We start from the raw sequence: 15,712 nt of genomic DNA, 5'->3' as shown, positions 1-15,712 counted from the left end.
TGCCTTATTCAAAGCGGTAAGACAAGGTGGCGCCGCCACCCCAGTTGCGACCCGGCGCCGGCTCGAAATAGCGGCCGTTGCCTTCATTGACGATCACCGAACCGACGTAACGGCGATCGAAAATATTGTCCACCCGGCTGAACACGTCCAGCGCCCAGCGATTCCAGGTAAAGCGATAGCCGGCGTTTACGCCGGCCACGGTGTAAGAGGGGGCCTGCGCGCTGTTGGCGTCGTTGGCCTGAATGTCGCTCATGTAGCGCAGCTCCGCGCCGGCGTGCCAGCCTTCCGGCGGCGCAAACGCCAGCGAGGCGTAGCCCATGTTGCGTGCGATGCCCGGCAGGCGATTGCCAGCGGGAATGGTCTGGGCCGGGGTACAAGCGGCTTTGCCGCACATATCGCTGCGGTAGGTGGCGTCCAGCAGCGTCCAGGCCATATGCAGGCGCCAGTCCAGCGCAAACTCCTGATCCAGCGCCAGCTCCAGGCCGCGCCGCCGGGTTTTGCCGGCATTGGCGTAGCTGGTGCGTCCGCCGCTGCTTTCCGCCACCACCAACTCGTTGTCGGTATCGGTCTGGAACAGGGCGGCGCTCACCAACCCGTTGCCGAGGCGCAGCTTGCTACCGAGTTCAACGGTGTCGCTGGTGGACGGCTGCAGGCCGATATTGAGGCCCGTCTGGCCGTCGGGGCGGTAGGAGAGTTCGTTGATGGTCGGGGTTTCAAAGCCGCGGCCGGCGGAGAGATAGACGTTCCACGCCGGATTGATCTTGTAGTTGAGCGAGCCCATCGGCAGCCACTGGTGGTAGCGTTTGCTGCCGCTGTCGTCGCCGTTGCGCGGCGTGATGTAATAGTCGGTCGAGTCGAAGCTGACCGTGCTGTAGCGCAGGCCGGCGTCCAGCGTCCAGTGCGGCGTCAGTTGCCAGGAGGTTTGCAGGTAAGGATCCAGGTTCCAGATGCGGTTCTTCTCGTTGCGCCGCTGGTCGCCTTTCTCGCCGTAGTCCACTGTGCCGTCTCGCAGAATAAAGTTTTCGAACCCCTGGCGGCGTTCCGTCATGGTTTCATAATCCAGACCGCCGATCAGTGTTACCGGTAACGATGCGAGAGTATCCTCATGCTTCCAGCGAGTGTCAATGCCCTGATATTTTCTTTCCAGCACGATCACCCCGCCGGCGTGGGTGGGGTTGAGCTGCGGCCCCATCGGGATCGATTGATACTGCGTGGTGTGGCGCTCGCCGTGGTAGGCGGTCAGCGTCAGTTCGTCGCGCTCGCTCATCTGGCGCTGATAGCGCAGGCCGGCCTGGGTCTGGTCGAGCGATTTGCGGGTGTTGTATTGATCCGCGCGTGGCGCCTGGCGCGGGTTTTCCTTCCACTCTGCCTCGGTCAGGCCGCCCGGATCGCCGGCGTCAATCGAGACGCTGTTGAACATCAGCGTCAGGGTGCTGACGTCGTCGAGCCGCACGCCGAGCTTGCCGTTGCCGAGGTTTTTCCGCGCGGCGCTGTGATCGCGGTAGCCCTGGGTGGTAAAGCGGGTGCCGGAGATGGCGTAGTTGACGTCGCCGGCCTGGGTGCCGTCGCCGGTGGCGCCGGTCGCTTTCACTCCATAGCGCCAGGTGTTGTCGCTGCCGAAATAGCCGCCGGCCTCCAGCGTCGGCGGCTGGGTGCCGGTAATAGTATCAACATTGATTACCCCGCCCGAGGCGTTGCCGTACAGCGCGGAATAGGGGCCGCGCAGCACCTCGATGCGTTCGACGGAATTGATGTCGATATTGGAGGTTTGCCCCTGCCCGTCGGGCATGGTGGCGGGAATGCCGTCGACGTACATGCGCACCCCGCGCACGCCGAACATCGAGCGGCTGCCGAACCCGCGTATCGACAGCTGCAGATCCTGCGCATAGTTTTGCCGGTTTTGAAGCTGCAGGCCCGGCACGCTGCCGAGGTTTTCCGACAGGTTAATCTGCGGGGCGGCGTTGCGCAGGTCCTGGCCGTCGATCACGCTGACGGACACCGGCGACCCCAGCTCGGTCAATCCGGTGGGTTGCGCCATCACCACCAGGGTGTCGCTTTTTTCTTCATTATTTTCTGCCGCCAGCGCCTGGCTGGCGAACATAGGCTGTAGCAATAGCATTGCAGCCGGGGTAAGCACGGCGCTTTTCTTATTGGTCATGGAATAAATCTGCCACTGGTATTGAAAGGGAATCGCAGGTCGATTCAGAGTTAGCCATCTGTCGCTCCATCTACATGACGCTAAACGAAAAGGGTAAGGCATCCTGACATCAGTATAGAGTATCTCGGGCAGGAACGTTCCCGCAAAAACTCCGGTCCCAGCGACGGTTAACGGATTCATGAGCCTGGCTCATAAGCCCAAGCGTATTTCGCCCCATAGTCATGGCGGCAGTTGCGTTTTACAGTCATCACACCGGAGCGGCTCCGCGTCAGGCGGGGCCGGTATCAATCAGCGGGAGAGTGAAGATGCAAACACGCAAGTTGGGGCGTGAAGGACTGGAAGTATCGGCGTTGGGCCTGGGCTGCATGGGGTTGAGTTTTGGCTACGGCCCGGCCACCGACAAACGGCAGGCGATCGATCTGATCCGCGCCGCGGTCGATGAAGGCGTGACGTTCTTCGATACCGCGGAGATTTACGGCCCGTTCACGAACGAGGAATTGTTGGGCGAAGCGCTGGCGCCGGTGCGCGATCGGGTCGTCATCGCTACCAAATTCGGTTTCGACCTGTCGCAACCGGCGGGGCAACAGGTGTTGAACAGCCGCCCGGAGCATATTCGCCGGGCGGTGGAAGGTTCGCTGAAGCGCCTGCGGGTAGAGACGATCGATTTGCTGTATCAGCACCGCGTCGATCCCGATGTGCCTATCGAGGAGGTGGCCGGTACGGTGCAGCAACTGATTCGCGAAGGGAAAGTGAAGTACTTCGGCCTGTCGGAAGCGGGTGCGCAAACCATTCGGCGTGCCCACGCGGTGCAGCCGGTCACGGCGCTGCAAAGCGAATATTCGCTATGGTGGCGTGAACCGGAGCGTGAAATCTTGCCGACGCTGGTGGAACTGGGCATCGGTCTGGTGCCGTTCAGCCCGCTCGGCAAGGGCTTTCTCACCGGCGCCATCACCGAAGACACTACCTTTGACAGCGGCGATTTTCGCAACGTGGTGCCGCGCTTCAGTGCCGAAGCGCGCCGGGCCAATCAGACGCTGGTGAGCGTGCTGGGGCAGATAGCGCAGCGCAAGGGCGTGACGCCGGCGCAGATCGCCCTGGCCTGGCTGTTGGCGCAGCAGCCGTGGATCGTGCCGATCCCGGGAACCACCAAGCGCCATCGGCTGGAAGAAAACCTCGCGGCGGCGTCGGTGGTGTTGGCGGCGGACGAACTGGGCGAGATTGAGCGCGCGCTCTCCGCGATTGATGTGATCGGCGATCGTTACCCGGCGCATCTGCAGAAAAACGTCGGGCGTTAAGCCCCGCGCCGCAGCGCCTCAATCAGCAGGGCAAAGGCGGTGGTGTGCTGCCTGCGGCTCGGATAATAGAGGTAATAGCCGGGAAACGGCGGGCACCAGTCGTCCAGCGCCATCTGCAACCGCCCGTCGGCCAGCGGCTCGGCGACGGTATCTTCCGGCACAAAGGCGATGCCGAGGCCGAGCTGCGCGGCGTCGATCCGCTGGCGCAGGCTGTTGAAGGTCAGTTGCCCCTCCACCCGCACTTTGATCTCCCGGCCATCGCGGGCAAATTCCCAGGCGTACAGCCCGCCGAGGGTAGGTAAACGCATGTTGATGCAGCGATGGTTTTGCAGCGCTTGCGGCGTGGCGGGGAGGCCGTAACGGGCGAAATAGGCGGGCGAGGCGATGGGTACCATGCGCATGTCCGGCCCGATGCGCACCGCGACCATGTCCTTCGCCACCTGTTCTCCCAGCCGGATGCCGGCGTCGAAACGCCCGGCGACGATGTCGGTCAGGCTGTTATCGACGGTGATTTCCACGTTGATATCCGGGTAATCGACGAGAAAAGTGCGCAGCACCGGCCACAGCACCGCATCCACCGCGTGTTCGCCGGCGGTGATGCGGATGTTGCCGGCGGGCCGATCGCGCATTTCACCCAGCGCGTTCAGCTCGTTTTCTATCTCCGCAAAGCGTGGACCGATGCTGTTGAGCAGCCGTTCGCCGGCCTCGGTGGGGGCGACGCTGCGGGTGGTGCGCGTGAGCAAGCGCAGCGCCAGGCGCTCTTCCAGCCCGCGAATGGCGTGGCTGAGCGCCGATTGGGAAACCCCAAGCTGCGCTGCCGCTTTGGTGAAGCTGCGCTCCCTGGCCACCATCAGGAAAGCGATCAGATCGTTAAAGTTTTCTTTCAACATACCGGTACCGAAGAGGAAGGTGAGCGCACTGTCGCGCGTAGATTTATGAATTTAACTCATAGCTCCTTGCACATTTTACCCGCTAGTCGCCGGAAAAGCATGGCGCTATCTTGGCATCACTGACTCATAACTATCAGCGTAGGTTGGAAAGCCGACGTGGAGGACACGACAGATGAAAATACAACGCAGCGGTTCTATCCCCTCACAGCGCGGTTCGGCGGATTACTTTACCGGGCAGGTGCGCATTGACGCGCCGTTCGCCGGTGACGCGCCGGCCAGGGTGGGCGGCGCGACTGTCACCTTCGAACCCGGCGCGCGCACGGCCTGGCATACGCATCCGCTCGGCCAGACGCTGATCGTCACCCAGGGTCGCGGTTGGATCCAGATGTGGGGCGAGACCACGCAGGAAATGTATCCCGGCGATATCGTCTGGATCCCGGCTGACGTCAAACATTGGCACGGTGCAACGCCGGACACCGCCATGACCCATATCGCCATCGCCGAAGCGGTGGACGGCAGCCCGGTGACCTGGCTGGAGCCGGTCAGCGAGGCGGAGTACCGATAATCGCTCGATGGTGAGACTCAATCGATGTCGCGGCGATGCCCCTATCCCAACCTGATGATCGGGATCAGATAATCGCAGCGAAAAGTGCCGGGATCGCTCGTTGTCGCCTGTTCAGCATAAACCAGTTGGAGATCTGAACCTTCCCGGCGACTTAACCTGTTGAGGGGCAGAATTGAGTCATACAGCGAGAAGACGAAATCGAGTAGCTTATTGTGGGGCCCAGCGTAACGGAACACGGCATATTTTCCCGGTGTTACAGCGGATTTTTCGCTGCAGAAGCATGACAACATCATCCGTATATGAGGTGCGTCGAGTGCCGGAGGATGAACGCGCCATGGAAGCAAGGAATAACGCCTGGCCAGGTCGCTTAGGCGCCGGTGGGTAAGGTACATAAATTCAGTTTGCGGCACTATGCTGCTGTCGATTTGCAATGGGGGATGCAGCGTGCTCATGTCCCATTTTTCGTTCTGGCGGTAACGGCTGGGGGAGAGGCCGAACTGCCGCGTGAAAGCACGAGTGAAAGCTTGCTGACTGTCGAATCCGTATCGCTTGGCGATATTATAGATAGAGTTACGGGTTAAGCGCAGCGCCAGTGCGGCTTTTGACAGTCGGCGAACGCGAATGTAATGCCCTAAATCTTTGCCGGTGACTTTCTTGAACTCTCGCTGCAGGTGCCATTTGGAATAACCACTGCGCTGAGAAACCGCATTCAGCGTCAGGTCACTCTGCAGGCTGGATTCGAGCCACTCCAGCATTTTATGAATAATAACTTTTTGCATGAAATTATCCTTGTCAGTGAATTCAACGATACCGCTCTGGCAAGAGTGTCAGTGGGGGAAATAGGGAATGATGCGAATAGAACGCCGCGGCGTTTAGTTTGGTGAAGCGGATGATTTTGTCCGGGCGAGTTCTGCTACAGGCAATTTCCGCGTGTGATCTTCATCCGGCGCGTTTTCTGAAGATGCGCGTGTTGGCTTGCTCGATAGGCGACAGTTCGCGCCAGATTTCGGCAGAGGTCAAAAACGCCATGACTCTGGCATCGTTGCAGAGAGATAAATTGGAACAGGCCAGAACGCCCTGCGATGCGAGACGATGATGTATCTTCTTGAGCAGCGTGATTTCCGGTGCAAAACCGTCGAAGAAGGCAAAATCGTATTCTGTGTCTAACGTATCGATGACGGTGTTGAAATCGCCGTGGTGCACAGTTATCCGCGATGAGAGGCTAAGCCAGGCGGTATTGTGTCGGGCAAGTTCAACGTTCACGTCATCTTTATCTATAGTGTCGATCGCTGCCTGAGGAGCTGCGAGCGCCATAACGCATGAGGTAAAGCCGATGGCCGTGCCTAGCTCCAGTATCTTGGTGGGACACAGATTGCTAACGGTGTCGTAGAGCCCGACAGCGTCTTCGAATACGTATGACCAGTTGCCGCGTTTACGCTGTAATCTTTTGGTTTCCTGATAAAGGGTGGCCAGCGGCGCCAGTGTTTCCTGGTTTGTTTTGCGTGGGTGGGACATGGTGAAATCCTGCTCGTGAGGGGCGTCCGCTCGATAACGGCGAACGCCTGATGTGGAATTAAAACTTGTTAAAGAAATTGGCGACGTGCGGTACTGCTGCATCAACGGTGAGCGGATCCTGATAGAACTGGAGTTGGTTTCTGCCGCCAAACCAGACCAGCTGTTTATTGCTGCTGCCAATGCTGTCAAACAGCTGCCGCGGGATTTGTTCTCCGCTCGCGGCGCGTTCACTGTGGATCATTAGCACGGGTTTTTGCAGATCGGCGATCGCTTTACTGCTGTCTCGTGCCCAGATCCCCGCTTCGCTCATGCGAGTCATTTTATTCTCCCAGCGGCCACGGTGGTTGGCCAAGACGTCATGCTGCGCCCAGGGAGCGTAGAAATTGTATATGGCTTCCGCAGTCAGATAAGCCGATTTATCTTCAGTGCTGACCACCGGGATGTATTCTATTTCACCGGCTTTCTCAAAGCGTTCACGGGCTTTAAGCGCCATGCCAACGCGATTGTCGATCGCCTCTTGCGACTGAAGGTAAAGCATCCAGGTTGCCGGCACCAAATACTGCCCTGCGATCAGGGCAGTGGCACGGATTAACGGATTGGAATTGACCGCATCAATGGTCCAGTTAACGCCTTGGCACAGCCCAAGCGCGTAAATGCTTTCTTCATCCACACTGTCCAACTGCGAAAGATAAGCGACCGCTGCGTTCAAATCTTCGGTTTTATTGGCGCCCCAGTCATAGCCGCGCGGTTCGCCTGACGATTCGCCAAAACCGCGAGGATCAAAGGTCAGTACGGTAAAACCGTGTTTGACCAAGCGGCTGGCGTATTGCAACGGTGCCTGTTCCTTCACGTAACTGATCGGCCCCATCACGGCGATTGCGGGGGTGCGGTAAGCTGATTTTGCCGGTGAAAAGAGATTGCCGACAATTTCCACCCCTTGGCTATCAAAGGTGATGCGTTCAACAACATAATCAGTGACCTGCAGACGAGCATTCTCATCCCAGTCCTGGGTTTTAAATTCACCCACGTTGTTTCTGGTAAGAAAACCGGGTTCGGAACCGGCATGTTGCGCTTTGAATGCTTCATTCATCATTGTGTTCCTTATAAGCCTAATTCTTTTGCGATTGCCAGGGAGAAAGGTTCCAGGTCCCCTGGGTTTCTTGAAGTGATCAATACCCAGCCATTTTCGTCCGAACGGACCACGGGAGCGTCGCTCCAGCGGGCGCCTGCATTGGTCAGGTCTTTTTTCATCGTATGGTAGGAAGTCAGTTTTTTGCCCGCCAGGCGGTCGGCTTCGACCAGTAGCCAGGGGGCATGGCAAACCGCCGCTACGGGTTTGCCGGCGGTGATGAATTCGTTGACCAACCTGATGGCGTGCGTGTCGATACGAATATTATCGGCGTTGACCGTCCCGCCCGGGATGACTAATGCATCGAAATCAGCGGTTTTAATTTCATCGCTGAGCAGTCGATCGGCATTAACAATTTCGTCTTTATCGGTATCGTTGACAAAAGTCTGCACGCGTAAGCTTTCCGCCGCCGCATGCACAACCTCTGCACCTTTAGCGGCAAGGCGACGTAATGGGATAAGCAGTTCATCTTTTTCCACACCGATGTTATAGGTAATGAAAAGGATTCGTTTATTTAACGTAGACATACAGATTTCCTTCAAACATGAGGGCCATAGGGATAATAGCAACGCAAAATTGCGCCCAACCAGTCTCTGGCAGAGCCACCTTGTTACAAGTATGAAGAGATGAATGGTATGGCTATGTTTATCAGCTGGTTATAACAACATCTGATTGATATTGTTTGTTTAATATTTTGCTGAAGCATTGCTCTTGCCGTTTCACTTCCAATATAAACTCATCCGGAGTCAGTTTATGATTAATTCCCGCTAAATAGGCTAGCGCCAACTCTTTGGCCGTGTAATGATTAAATTGATACATGATCATCTCCGCAGGTGTATAAATGTGTTCTTGTTAAAACAGTGGGTGACATAACTTTACCGTTTTACTCGTTGTCCAAACAGTCTCTGACAGTACCAGTTTGTTATAATTGTTTCCAAGCGAGGGCGGGCGTTCTGCTTCGGCGATATGACAGAAAATAAAAATGGCGGGAGAGGTCATGAGGTGTTATTAATTAATAATGAATAACGTTATTTCACGCCCCGTGATAACGTCGGACCCAACGAAACAGGATGTTGTATGAATATGTTGATCGAGCAGATTCGCAGTTTTTTTTACAGCCGAAGATGTCGCTTGAAACCCACTGATTTTGGCATTTTGGATGATGGAAAGAATAGACGAGTCAAAGGATTACGTAGAGAGGAGTTGGCCGAACAGGCGGGGTTGAGCGTAGAATATTATACCAAGTTGGAGCAGGGGCGAGTGAGCAATCCTTCGTTGCAGACGCTGTCCGTTCTGGCGGATGTACTCAGGTTAGACGCGTCGGAACGGCAATATTTGTACTTGTTGTTTAACCGAGAACGCCCTCTTTCATCTGCGGAAATATATTCTGACGCAGCAACGCTGCAGTTTTATATTGAGTCCTTTGTGTTGACGCCTGCCTATTTTCTGGATGTACGGCTTGACATCATAAGTCCGAATTTTTTAGCCAGAAAGCTGATTACCGGCACAGATGAAAGTGTACATGAATTGAATCTGGCGCGAGTGGTTTTTCTGGATGATGAGGCAAAGAACCGCTACGCCACCTGGCGTGAGAAGGCTGAAGATACGGCGGCTATGTTGCGTTTTGCGATAGCTCTTTTCCCGCAGGACACGTATCTTTTTGAACTGCATGCGGAGCTTTATGAACGAAGCGATCTGTTTCGCCTGCTCTGGAATCAGCATCGCGTCCTGGAAAAAACCAACGGGTATCGGCCGTTGTTTTATCCGGATGGCACACGGCTTGAAACTTCTTACGAGACCTTTACGCTTAACCAAAATCCTTTATTGCGCCTGGTCGTCTATTTTCCAAATGATATGGCGACTCGCGAACGCCTTGCTGCCTTGCAACAATAGCGTTGTCTGGGGTTTTTATCGATTAGAGGCGGCAGGTTTTCTGAGAGTTTTATTTTAACTGCAGATTATTAGTCTGTTTTATAGTAAGAAGAAAGGAATCAAGCGATAAAATGAAGCTACATCAGTTAAGCTTATTCTGTGCAATTGTTGAAAATGGAACCATTGCCGCTGCGGCCAAGAAGCTGAATTGTGTTCCATCCAATATCACTATTCGGTTGAAACAGCTTGAAGAGCAGTTGGGGGCGAAGCTATTCAATCGAGAAAAGAACCGCTTATTGATAACGCCACAGGGGCGCATACTTTACCGCAGTGCTAAAGACTTATTGTTGCGTGCTGTCAATATTGAACATTTATTCAATAGAAATACTGCAGCGAACGGTGTTTTTCTTGTCGGTGCTCTGGAGGGGGTGCTGTCCTCTCACATGCCTTCATACATCGTCAATCATCGAATGAAATACCCCAATATAGAATTGCATATCAGGTCTGATAACTCTCTCAATCTGGAGCGAGAGTTACTCGAAGGGGCACTCGATCTCATCATTACCGATGGTCCCATAGAGCATCCGTTGCTTTCCAGCACGTTGGCGTTTAGAGAGCGATTAATGTTGATTGTGCCCCCGTCCTTGCCGGCAACCATCGATCTTGGCTTTTTGGAAACACTGGATCTTTATACATTTAGAAAAAGCTGTAGCTATCGACACCTGATTGAATACCTACTTTCGAGTAAAAAAATCAGACCTAATATGATATTGGAGATGGAGTCGTATGATGTTATCACCGCCTGCGTAAGTGCCGGTTTGGGGTTTTCCTTTGTACCGGAAAGTATTTTAGAAAAGTGCTTTCCAACTCAGAGTAAAATACAGGCCATGGAGATTCCTGAGCTTGAAAGGAATGATTTATTTTTTGTATGGAGAAAGAGTGATGACGCATCAATGCTGGTCTCTGACTTTGTATCAGGTGTGTTCTGCTAGACCTTATTCTTAATTCCATTATATCGGTGAGTTAGGAGGGCGTTTGGCGGGACAGCCCTTCTAAAGCTGGGCTGTCCATGCAAGGGATTTTAACTAACAGGGTATTTAATGCAAAGTGGCATTGGATATCTAAATTGAAAAAGCATGCGGTTCAGTTTCAGTTATCAATACTCATCCACTTCGCCTGGCTCTGATGTAAATGTCGGAACACCCTTGACTGCAGAATAAGTCAATATCAGCACTGTCTCGGTATTCCCACTGATACCACGATGTACGCCTCCGACCGTTTCAGGAAAGGCCTCACCGGTTTTAAACGTTTGTTTTTTACCAGAGTCTCTGTCTTCGATAGTAAGCTGGCCTTTTAAAACATAACCTGCGTTTGGATAGGGGTGTGTATGCCAGGGAAGTGCCGTGTTGGCAGGAATCGTCATTCTGATGACTCTTAGATCAGGTTGGCCGGATGGATAACTTTTGTAGGGTGTGCCATCCCAGGCTGACGTACTTTCCACCAGCTGCTCTACTTTAGCAGAAGCCGTATTTTGATCTTTGGAAAATGCGGAAACGGACGTCAGAAGGACTATTGTGGATATTAAAATGTGACTTTTCATAAGTGCACTCCGGCAATGTTTAAGGGAGATCACGATGTTGTTATAACGAGGTGCTTACATCGGGTGGGGAATTTATAGCAAAGCCCATTTCCTGCCGAAAGTAACTTTTTTTAAGCACAGCGGTGAATATTTTTGACTAAATGAATGTAATGAACGTTTTTCAATTTTACGAGATTGAAAATAGTATTCTCATCCGGTAGAACGGACTCATGAACGTTATCACATTCATTCCGATCCACTCTGCTCGTAAAACCGCAGGCGGTTGCCGAACGGATCGGTCAGGTTCAGCTCTTTGCCCCAGTCGACAACCTCCAACCCCGGCCGGGCATAGCGGTAGTTTTTGGCCGTGAGCTCCCGGTGCAGCGCATCGATATCGTGCACCGGGATAAAAATAGCGGCGCCGGGCGTGCTGTCGCCATAGTGTTCGCTCAGGTGCAGCGTCAATCCGGCGCGGCTCACCTGCATGTACAGCGGCAGATCTTCGCTGAAACGGTGCTCCCACTCCAGCGTGAAACCGAGAAAGTCCAGATAAAACTCTTTGGCCTTGTCGACCGCAAAAATGCGCAGGATCGGAATGGCGGGGGAGAAAGTGATCATCGTCGATCTCACTGTTACGTTAGCGGCAGCCGATATGGATATTGACCGCCTCGGGGCCGGTATAGGCTTCGAAGTCGGTCAGGAAGCGGCGTTCGATTTCCGGGTGTTGCTCAAAGTAGGTCCAGATGGCTTGCCAGCCTGCGATGACCGCCGCCGGCATGGCGCCACGGGCCTGGAACACCAGATAGCGGCCGGGTTGGATGTGTAGACCGTTCTCTGCCGCGCTGCCGGCGGTAACGTCAAACGGCCCGCCGGCGTCGGAGGCGTAGTTAGAGTAGACCCCATAGACCGGCGTGGTGGGCGAGGTGGCGAAAAAGTCTGACCACAGCGCGGGGATTTTAGCCGTCTCGGGCCGGGTTTCGTCCTGATTGGTGGTTCTGACCGTTTGGCCGGCGACGTAAAAGCCGGGTAGCTGTACCACGAGAGGTTGCATACTGGAAATTCCTTTTAACTAACCGTTCGAACGAGAGGCCTAAAGGTCGCAAAGGCTTTCCGGATCCGCCAGATAGCGGCCCCCGCAGGTGCGGGGGCCACTCGTATCAGGCGCCCAAACCGCCAAGGCAGAGGTATTTGATCTCGAGATAGTCTTCGATGCCATACTTCGAGCCTTCGCGGCCCAAACCGGAGTGCTTCATGCCGCCGAACGGTGCCACCTCGGTGGAAATCAGCCCTTCGTTGATGCCGACGATGCCGTACTCCAGCGCTTCGGCCACGCGCATCACCCGGCCGATGTCGCGGCTGTAGAAGTAAGCGGCCAGGCCGAACGGCGTGTCGTTGGCCAGTTCGATGGCTTCCGCTTCCTGATTGAAGCGGATCAGGGGGGCCACCGGGCCGAACGTTTCCTCGCGGAAGATTTTCGCCGTGCGCGGTACGTCGGTCAGAATGGTCGGGGTGAAGAAATTGCCGCCCAGCACGTCGGGTTGCCCGCCCAGCAGTACCGAGGCGCCGTGCTCGACGGCGTCGGCGATATGCTCGCGCACTTTTTCCACTGCGTCCGGGTTAATCAACGGGCCGATGGTGACGCCGTCATCCAGGCCGTTGCCGACTTTCAGCTTGGCGACGGCGGCTTTCAGTTTGGTGGCGAAGGCGTCGTACACGCCGTCCTGCACCAGAAAACGGTTGGTACAGACGCAGGTCTGGCCGGCATTGCGGTATTTCGAAGCGACCGCGCCGGCCACGGCGGCGTCCAGATCGGCGTCGTCGAACACGATAAACGGCGCGTTGCCGCCCAGCTCCATGCTGGTTTTCTTGATGGTGGGCGCACACTGGGCCAGCAGCTGCGCACCGACTTCGGTGCTGCCGGTGAAGGAGAGTTTACGCACATCCGGGTTGGCGGTGAGTTCGCCGCCGATGCCTTTGCTGGGGCCGGTGATCACGTTGCATACCCCGGCGGGCAGCCCGGCGCGCTCCGCCAGCACGGCGATCGCCAGCGCCGAGAACGGGGTCTGGCTGGCGGGGCGGATCACCCCGGTACAGCCCGCCGCCCAGCCGGGGCCGGCTTTGCGGGTGATCATCGCCGCCGGAAAGTTCCACGGGGTGATGGCGGCGAACACGCCGATCGGCTCTTTCTGCACGATGATGCGGCGACCGGCCTGGGGCTGCGGAATGGTGTCGCCGTAGACCCGCTTGCCTTCCTCGGCGAACCATTCGATAAAGGAGGCGGCATAGGCGATCTCACCGCGGCTTTCGGCCAGCGGTTTCCCCTGTTCCGCCGTCATGATGCGCGCCAGATCTTCCTGATTTTCCATCATCAGTTCAAACAGCCGCCGCAGCTTGCCGGCGCGCTCTTTGGCGGTCAGCGCACGCCAGGCGGGCAGCGCTTTTTTGGCGGCGGCGATGGCGCGTGCGGTTTCTTCGGCACCGAAGGCCGGTACGTGGCCAACCAACTCGCCGTTGGCGGGATTATGGATGGCGATCGTGTTGCCTGCTGTGGCCGGCAACCATTGCCCGTCGATGTAATTGGCCTCGCGGAACAGCGTGGGATCCTTGAGGGTAGCGCTGATGCTGGTGCTCATTGGTCTCTTCCTTTGCTGAGTTCAACAGAATGGTCTATCCCATACGGCTACCCTTTACCCTAGCAAACTTTGCCGTCGCCGTTTGCCAGCGTGGCGACAAGATGAGCGTTTTCTTCATGCGCACCTTCTGTACAAAAAATATCCGCCGTCGGGCCGATACTGAAAGAGCAGGCATATGACCCTTTTCGATGTGATTAAAAGGAGTGTGCGAATGATGAAATCAGTGGACAGACATCTCGCAGCCTACGGCAGCGAAATGGATTTTTTGGCGTCGAGTATCGCCCTGATGGAATGGCAAGGGCGGCAGATTGACGCCGGGCAGGTGGCCGGCAATATGTCGGAACAGCAAAGCCGCCTGTTCTTTGCGCGGTTGAGTTATTTTCGTCAGCTTTATCAGGCCGCAGCGGCGGCCGAACACAGCCTGTAATTTCCCGATTCAGCCCCGCCGCAGCGGGGCTTTTCATTTCAGCGGTGCCACACTCCAGTCGCCAGCGTCGCCGGCGAATACTCCAGATCGCGTCCCCGCCACGGCAGCGCCGCCGCAAAGCGCCAGGCGCGGTGAACGTCAAACCGCCAATAGCGTTCCGCCCCTTCAACGCCGGGATCTCCTTCCGCCCGCCAGAGGATCTGCGTTTTTCCTTGCAGATGCAGCACGTCACCGCGATCGAAATCGATGAACAGCAGCGCCGCCCGCGGTTCGGCCAGCAGGTTGCCCAGCGTATTCATATAGCGGTTGCCGCGAAAGTCCGGCATCCACAGCGTGTCGCCTTCCAGATGGATAAAGCCGGGCCGCCCACCGCGATGGGAAATATCGACGCCGCCCTGCGCCAGTTCCAGGTGCGCGCCGCTGGCGACGAAGCTGGTATCCGCGGTGCGGATCAGCGCCTGCGCCGCCGGATCGAGCGACGCTAAATGCTCAACCGGCTGTGGCCGGCTCTCCACCGGGTAGAGTTCGCGGCGCTGAATGTACTGCGGGCAGTTGCCGAAGCTTTGGTGAACGACGATCTCCACCCGGTTTTTGTCGGTGCGGCCGACGGTGCCGTTGGCGCGATTGCGCCGCCGGTTGCTGAAGTCGAGCCCCAGCGCGCCGACCGGTTTGCCGGGCAGCAACAGCGCCTGAGCGGGATCGTCGTTGCGGCGCGGTGCGCTGATGCGCAGGTGTGTGTCGTCCGGCGAGCGTAAAAATCCGGGCGGGCCGCTGAACAGGGTGGCGATGGGCCAGCCCTGGTCATCCAGCGTGGCGACGAACAGGTAGGGCAACGCGGCGAAAAACGCGCGGTGCTGATCCGGCATTGCGGGGTAGATGCCGCCGCCCACGCGCTCGAAACCGGCCAGCGTCTGCGCGCGCAGCTCATCGGGGTGAAACCGTTGCGGGATCATGGCGTCAGCTCACCGCAGGTGCCGGCAGTGGGGGCATGGCGAAGAAGCCGGGAAGCGCCACGATGCTCGCCACCCAGCGGCGTATGGCGGGGTAAGGCGCCAGCGAAATGCCGCCTTCGGCCGCGACCGCCACATAGCTGTAGCAGGCCAAATCGGCGATGGTCGCCTGTTCGCCGGCCAGATAGGTGCGCTCGCTCAGGTGCTGCTCCATCTGCGGCAGAAAACGATCGCTGATTGCCCGCGCCACCTGATAATCCTCCGGCACCGCGAACTGGGCGATCAGTCGGCAGGAGGCTGGGCCGTAGCGGACTTCGCCGGCGGCTTTGGAAAGCCAGGCCTGCACCTGCGCCGCCGCTACCGGCTGTTCCGGTAGCCAGTGGCTGTCCGGCGCATAGCGTTTCACCAGATAGACCAGAATGGCGTTGCTGTCGGCCAGCGTCAGCTCGCCGTCCTGCAAAACCGGGATCTGGCCGAACGGGTTGAGCCGGCGAAAGGCCGCGCTCTGCCGCACCGCCGCCGAGGCTTCTACCCATTCATAGGGCAGCGCCAGCATGCGCAGCAGCAACGCCACGCGGTGAACGTGGCCGGAAAGCGGGGTGCCGTAGAGGGTGATGGTGGACATGGCGTTTCTCCTCAGTGCTTTTTTTCCAGCATACTCTTGCGGTGAATGAGCGGAATCCGGCAATGTGGAAATTG

18 protein-coding genes are annotated in these 15,712 nt (G+C 56.8%); 5 read left to right on the top strand and 13 right to left on the bottom strand.

Annotated features, from left to right (window positions below):
* Positions 1 to 4: 4 nt before the first annotated feature.
* Positions 5 to 2,158 (bottom strand): TonB-dependent receptor PqqU, encoded by a 2,154-nt coding sequence (gene pqqU, locus QDT79_RS19930; RefSeq protein WP_175089941.1) that lies wholly within the window; start codon positions 2,156 to 2,158, stop codon positions 5 to 7.
* Between the two features lie 305 nt (positions 2,159 to 2,463).
* Here pqqU and QDT79_RS19925 point away from each other — a divergent pair, with 305 nt between their 5' ends.
* Positions 2,464 to 3,453, top strand: coding sequence for an aldo/keto reductase (locus QDT79_RS19925; protein WP_308316959.1), 990 nt, complete (start codon positions 2,464 to 2,466; stop codon positions 3,451 to 3,453).
* Here QDT79_RS19925 and QDT79_RS19920 read toward each other — a convergent pair.
* Complete coding sequence (locus QDT79_RS19920; protein WP_308316958.1) at positions 3,450 to 4,343, bottom strand: LysR family transcriptional regulator; 894 nt, start codon at positions 4,341 to 4,343, stop codon at positions 3,450 to 3,452. The two genes, QDT79_RS19925 and QDT79_RS19920, sit on opposite strands and share 4 nt — an antisense overlap.
* 172 nt (positions 4,344 to 4,515) lie before the next feature.
* On the opposite strand from QDT79_RS19920, the gene QDT79_RS19915 reads away from it, so the two are divergent.
* Positions 4,516 to 4,908 (top strand): (R)-mandelonitrile lyase, encoded by a 393-nt coding sequence (locus QDT79_RS19915; protein ID WP_308316957.1) that lies wholly within the window; start codon positions 4,516 to 4,518, stop codon positions 4,906 to 4,908.
* Positions 4,909 to 4,949: 41 nt separating this feature from the next.
* Here QDT79_RS19915 and QDT79_RS19910 read toward each other — a convergent pair whose 3' ends face one another.
* The 5 genes from QDT79_RS19910 to QDT79_RS19890 all read right to left on the bottom strand — a co-directional run bounded on the left by QDT79_RS19910 (position 4,950) and on the right by QDT79_RS19890 (position 8,371).
* Positions 4,950 to 5,687, bottom strand: coding sequence for a helix-turn-helix domain-containing protein (locus QDT79_RS19910; protein ID WP_063990417.1), 738 nt, complete (start codon positions 5,685 to 5,687; stop codon positions 4,950 to 4,952).
* 160 nt (positions 5,688 to 5,847) lie between these two features.
* Positions 5,848 to 6,423 (bottom strand): O-methyltransferase, encoded by a 576-nt coding sequence (locus tag QDT79_RS19905; protein ID WP_063990416.1) that lies wholly within the window; start codon positions 6,421 to 6,423, stop codon positions 5,848 to 5,850.
* Positions 6,424 to 6,481: 58 nt separating this feature from the next.
* Entirely contained in the window at positions 6,482 to 7,516 is a 1,035-nt protein-coding gene (locus QDT79_RS19900) for an alpha/beta hydrolase (RefSeq protein WP_080473410.1), read from the bottom strand.
* 8 nt (positions 7,517 to 7,524) lie between these two features.
* Positions 7,525 to 8,079 carry a DJ-1/PfpI/YhbO family deglycase/protease gene (locus QDT79_RS19895; RefSeq protein WP_063990414.1) on the bottom strand — a complete coding sequence of 185 codons (555 nt, stop codon included), beginning with the start codon at positions 8,077 to 8,079 and terminating at the stop codon, positions 7,525 to 7,527.
* A 121-nt stretch (positions 8,080 to 8,200) separates the two neighbouring features.
* Positions 8,201 to 8,371, bottom strand: a complete 171-nt coding sequence (locus tag QDT79_RS19890) for a hypothetical protein (protein WP_172837482.1) — start codon at positions 8,369 to 8,371, stop codon at positions 8,201 to 8,203.
* Positions 8,372 to 8,629: 258 nt separating this feature from the next.
* On the opposite strand from QDT79_RS19890, the gene QDT79_RS19885 reads away from it, so the two are divergent.
* Entirely contained in the window at positions 8,630 to 9,445 is an 816-nt protein-coding gene (locus QDT79_RS19885) for a helix-turn-helix domain-containing protein (RefSeq protein WP_100395599.1), read from the top strand.
* 110 nt (positions 9,446 to 9,555) lie between these two features.
* Positions 9,556 to 10,416 (top strand): LysR family transcriptional regulator, encoded by an 861-nt coding sequence (locus QDT79_RS19880; protein ID WP_308316956.1) that lies wholly within the window; start codon positions 9,556 to 9,558, stop codon positions 10,414 to 10,416.
* 164 nt (positions 10,417 to 10,580) lie between these two features.
* Here QDT79_RS19880 and QDT79_RS19875 read toward each other — a convergent pair whose 3' ends face one another.
* The 4 genes from QDT79_RS19875 to gabD all read right to left on the bottom strand — a co-directional run bounded on the left by QDT79_RS19875 (position 10,581) and on the right by gabD (position 13,636).
* Positions 10,581 to 11,024, bottom strand: coding sequence for a cupin domain-containing protein (locus QDT79_RS19875; protein ID WP_072269740.1), 444 nt, complete (start codon positions 11,022 to 11,024; stop codon positions 10,581 to 10,583).
* Positions 11,025 to 11,249: 225 nt separating this feature from the next.
* Entirely contained in the window at positions 11,250 to 11,618 is a 369-nt protein-coding gene (locus QDT79_RS19870; RefSeq protein ID WP_172837484.1) for a glyoxalase superfamily protein, read from the bottom strand.
* Positions 11,619 to 11,640: 22 nt separating this feature from the next.
* Positions 11,641 to 12,054: a GyrI-like domain-containing protein gene (locus QDT79_RS19865; protein WP_063990412.1), complete on the bottom strand. Its 414-nt coding sequence runs from the start codon at positions 12,052 to 12,054 to the stop codon at positions 11,641 to 11,643.
* A gap of 106 nt (positions 12,055 to 12,160) precedes the next feature.
* A complete protein-coding gene (gene gabD, locus QDT79_RS19860) occupies positions 12,161 to 13,636 on the bottom strand; it encodes an NADP-dependent succinate-semialdehyde dehydrogenase (protein ID WP_308316953.1) in 1,476 nt (491 codons plus the stop codon).
* A 211-nt stretch (positions 13,637 to 13,847) separates the two neighbouring features.
* Here gabD and QDT79_RS19855 point away from each other — a divergent pair, with 211 nt between their 5' ends.
* Entirely contained in the window at positions 13,848 to 14,063 is a 216-nt protein-coding gene (locus tag QDT79_RS19855; protein ID WP_049201387.1) for a glycogen synthesis protein, read from the top strand.
* A gap of 38 nt (positions 14,064 to 14,101) precedes the next feature.
* Here the strand turns inward: QDT79_RS19855 and QDT79_RS19850 are convergent, their stop codons facing one another.
* Together QDT79_RS19850 and QDT79_RS19845 are read right to left on the bottom strand one after the other, a co-directional pair.
* Entirely contained in the window at positions 14,102 to 15,016 is a 915-nt protein-coding gene (locus QDT79_RS19850; RefSeq protein WP_308316952.1) for a pyridoxamine 5'-phosphate oxidase family protein, read from the bottom strand.
* A gap of 4 nt (positions 15,017 to 15,020) precedes the next feature.
* Entirely contained in the window at positions 15,021 to 15,638 is a 618-nt protein-coding gene (locus QDT79_RS19845; protein ID WP_063990409.1) for a glutathione S-transferase family protein, read from the bottom strand.
* Positions 15,639 to 15,712 lie beyond the last annotated feature (74 nt).

Origin of the sequence: Serratia marcescens, from assembly GCF_029846115.1 — a bacterium.
Lineage (GTDB): Bacteria > Pseudomonadota > Gammaproteobacteria > Enterobacterales > Enterobacteriaceae > Serratia > Serratia marcescens_L.
Note: the sequence above shows the minus strand (reverse complement) of the source record. Positions and strands in the feature narration are given on the sequence as shown.

Coding starts and splice junctions, on each gene's coding strand:
- QDT79_RS19885 (WP_100395599.1), top strand. CDS start 8,630: ATGAATATGTTGATCGAGCAGATTCGCAGTTTTTTTTACAGCCGAAGA.
- QDT79_RS19925 (WP_308316959.1), top strand. CDS start 2,464: ATGCAAACACGCAAGTTGGGGCGTGAAGGACTGGAAGTATCGGCGTTG.
- QDT79_RS19865 (WP_063990412.1), bottom strand. CDS start 12,054: ATGCAACCTCTCGTGGTACAGCTACCCGGCTTTTACGTCGCCGGCCAA.
- QDT79_RS19875 (WP_072269740.1), bottom strand. CDS start 11,024: ATGAAAAGTCACATTTTAATATCCACAATAGTCCTTCTGACGTCCGTT.
- QDT79_RS19880 (WP_308316956.1), top strand. CDS start 9,556: ATGAAGCTACATCAGTTAAGCTTATTCTGTGCAATTGTTGAAAATGGA.
- pqqU (WP_175089941.1), bottom strand. CDS start 2,158: ATGACCAATAAGAAAAGCGCCGTGCTTACCCCGGCTGCAATGCTATTG.
- QDT79_RS19905 (WP_063990416.1), bottom strand. CDS start 6,423: ATGTCCCACCCACGCAAAACAAACCAGGAAACACTGGCGCCGCTGGCC.
- QDT79_RS19890 (WP_172837482.1), bottom strand. CDS start 8,371: ATGTATCAATTTAATCATTACACGGCCAAAGAGTTGGCGCTAGCCTAT.
- QDT79_RS19850 (WP_308316952.1), bottom strand. CDS start 15,016: ATGATCCCGCAACGGTTTCACCCCGATGAGCTGCGCGCGCAGACGCTG.
- QDT79_RS19895 (WP_063990414.1), bottom strand. CDS start 8,079: ATGTCTACGTTAAATAAACGAATCCTTTTCATTACCTATAACATCGGT.
- QDT79_RS19845 (WP_063990409.1), bottom strand. CDS start 15,638: ATGTCCACCATCACCCTCTACGGCACCCCGCTTTCCGGCCACGTTCAC.
- QDT79_RS19855 (WP_049201387.1), top strand. CDS start 13,848: ATGATGAAATCAGTGGACAGACATCTCGCAGCCTACGGCAGCGAAATG.
- QDT79_RS19900 (WP_080473410.1), bottom strand. CDS start 7,516: ATGATGAATGAAGCATTCAAAGCGCAACATGCCGGTTCCGAACCCGGT.
- QDT79_RS19910 (WP_063990417.1), bottom strand. CDS start 5,687: ATGCAAAAAGTTATTATTCATAAAATGCTGGAGTGGCTCGAATCCAGC.
- gabD (WP_308316953.1), bottom strand. CDS start 13,636: ATGAGCACCAGCATCAGCGCTACCCTCAAGGATCCCACGCTGTTCCGC.
- QDT79_RS19915 (WP_308316957.1), top strand. CDS start 4,516: ATGAAAATACAACGCAGCGGTTCTATCCCCTCACAGCGCGGTTCGGCG.
- QDT79_RS19920 (WP_308316958.1), bottom strand. CDS start 4,343: ATGTTGAAAGAAAACTTTAACGATCTGATCGCTTTCCTGATGGTGGCC.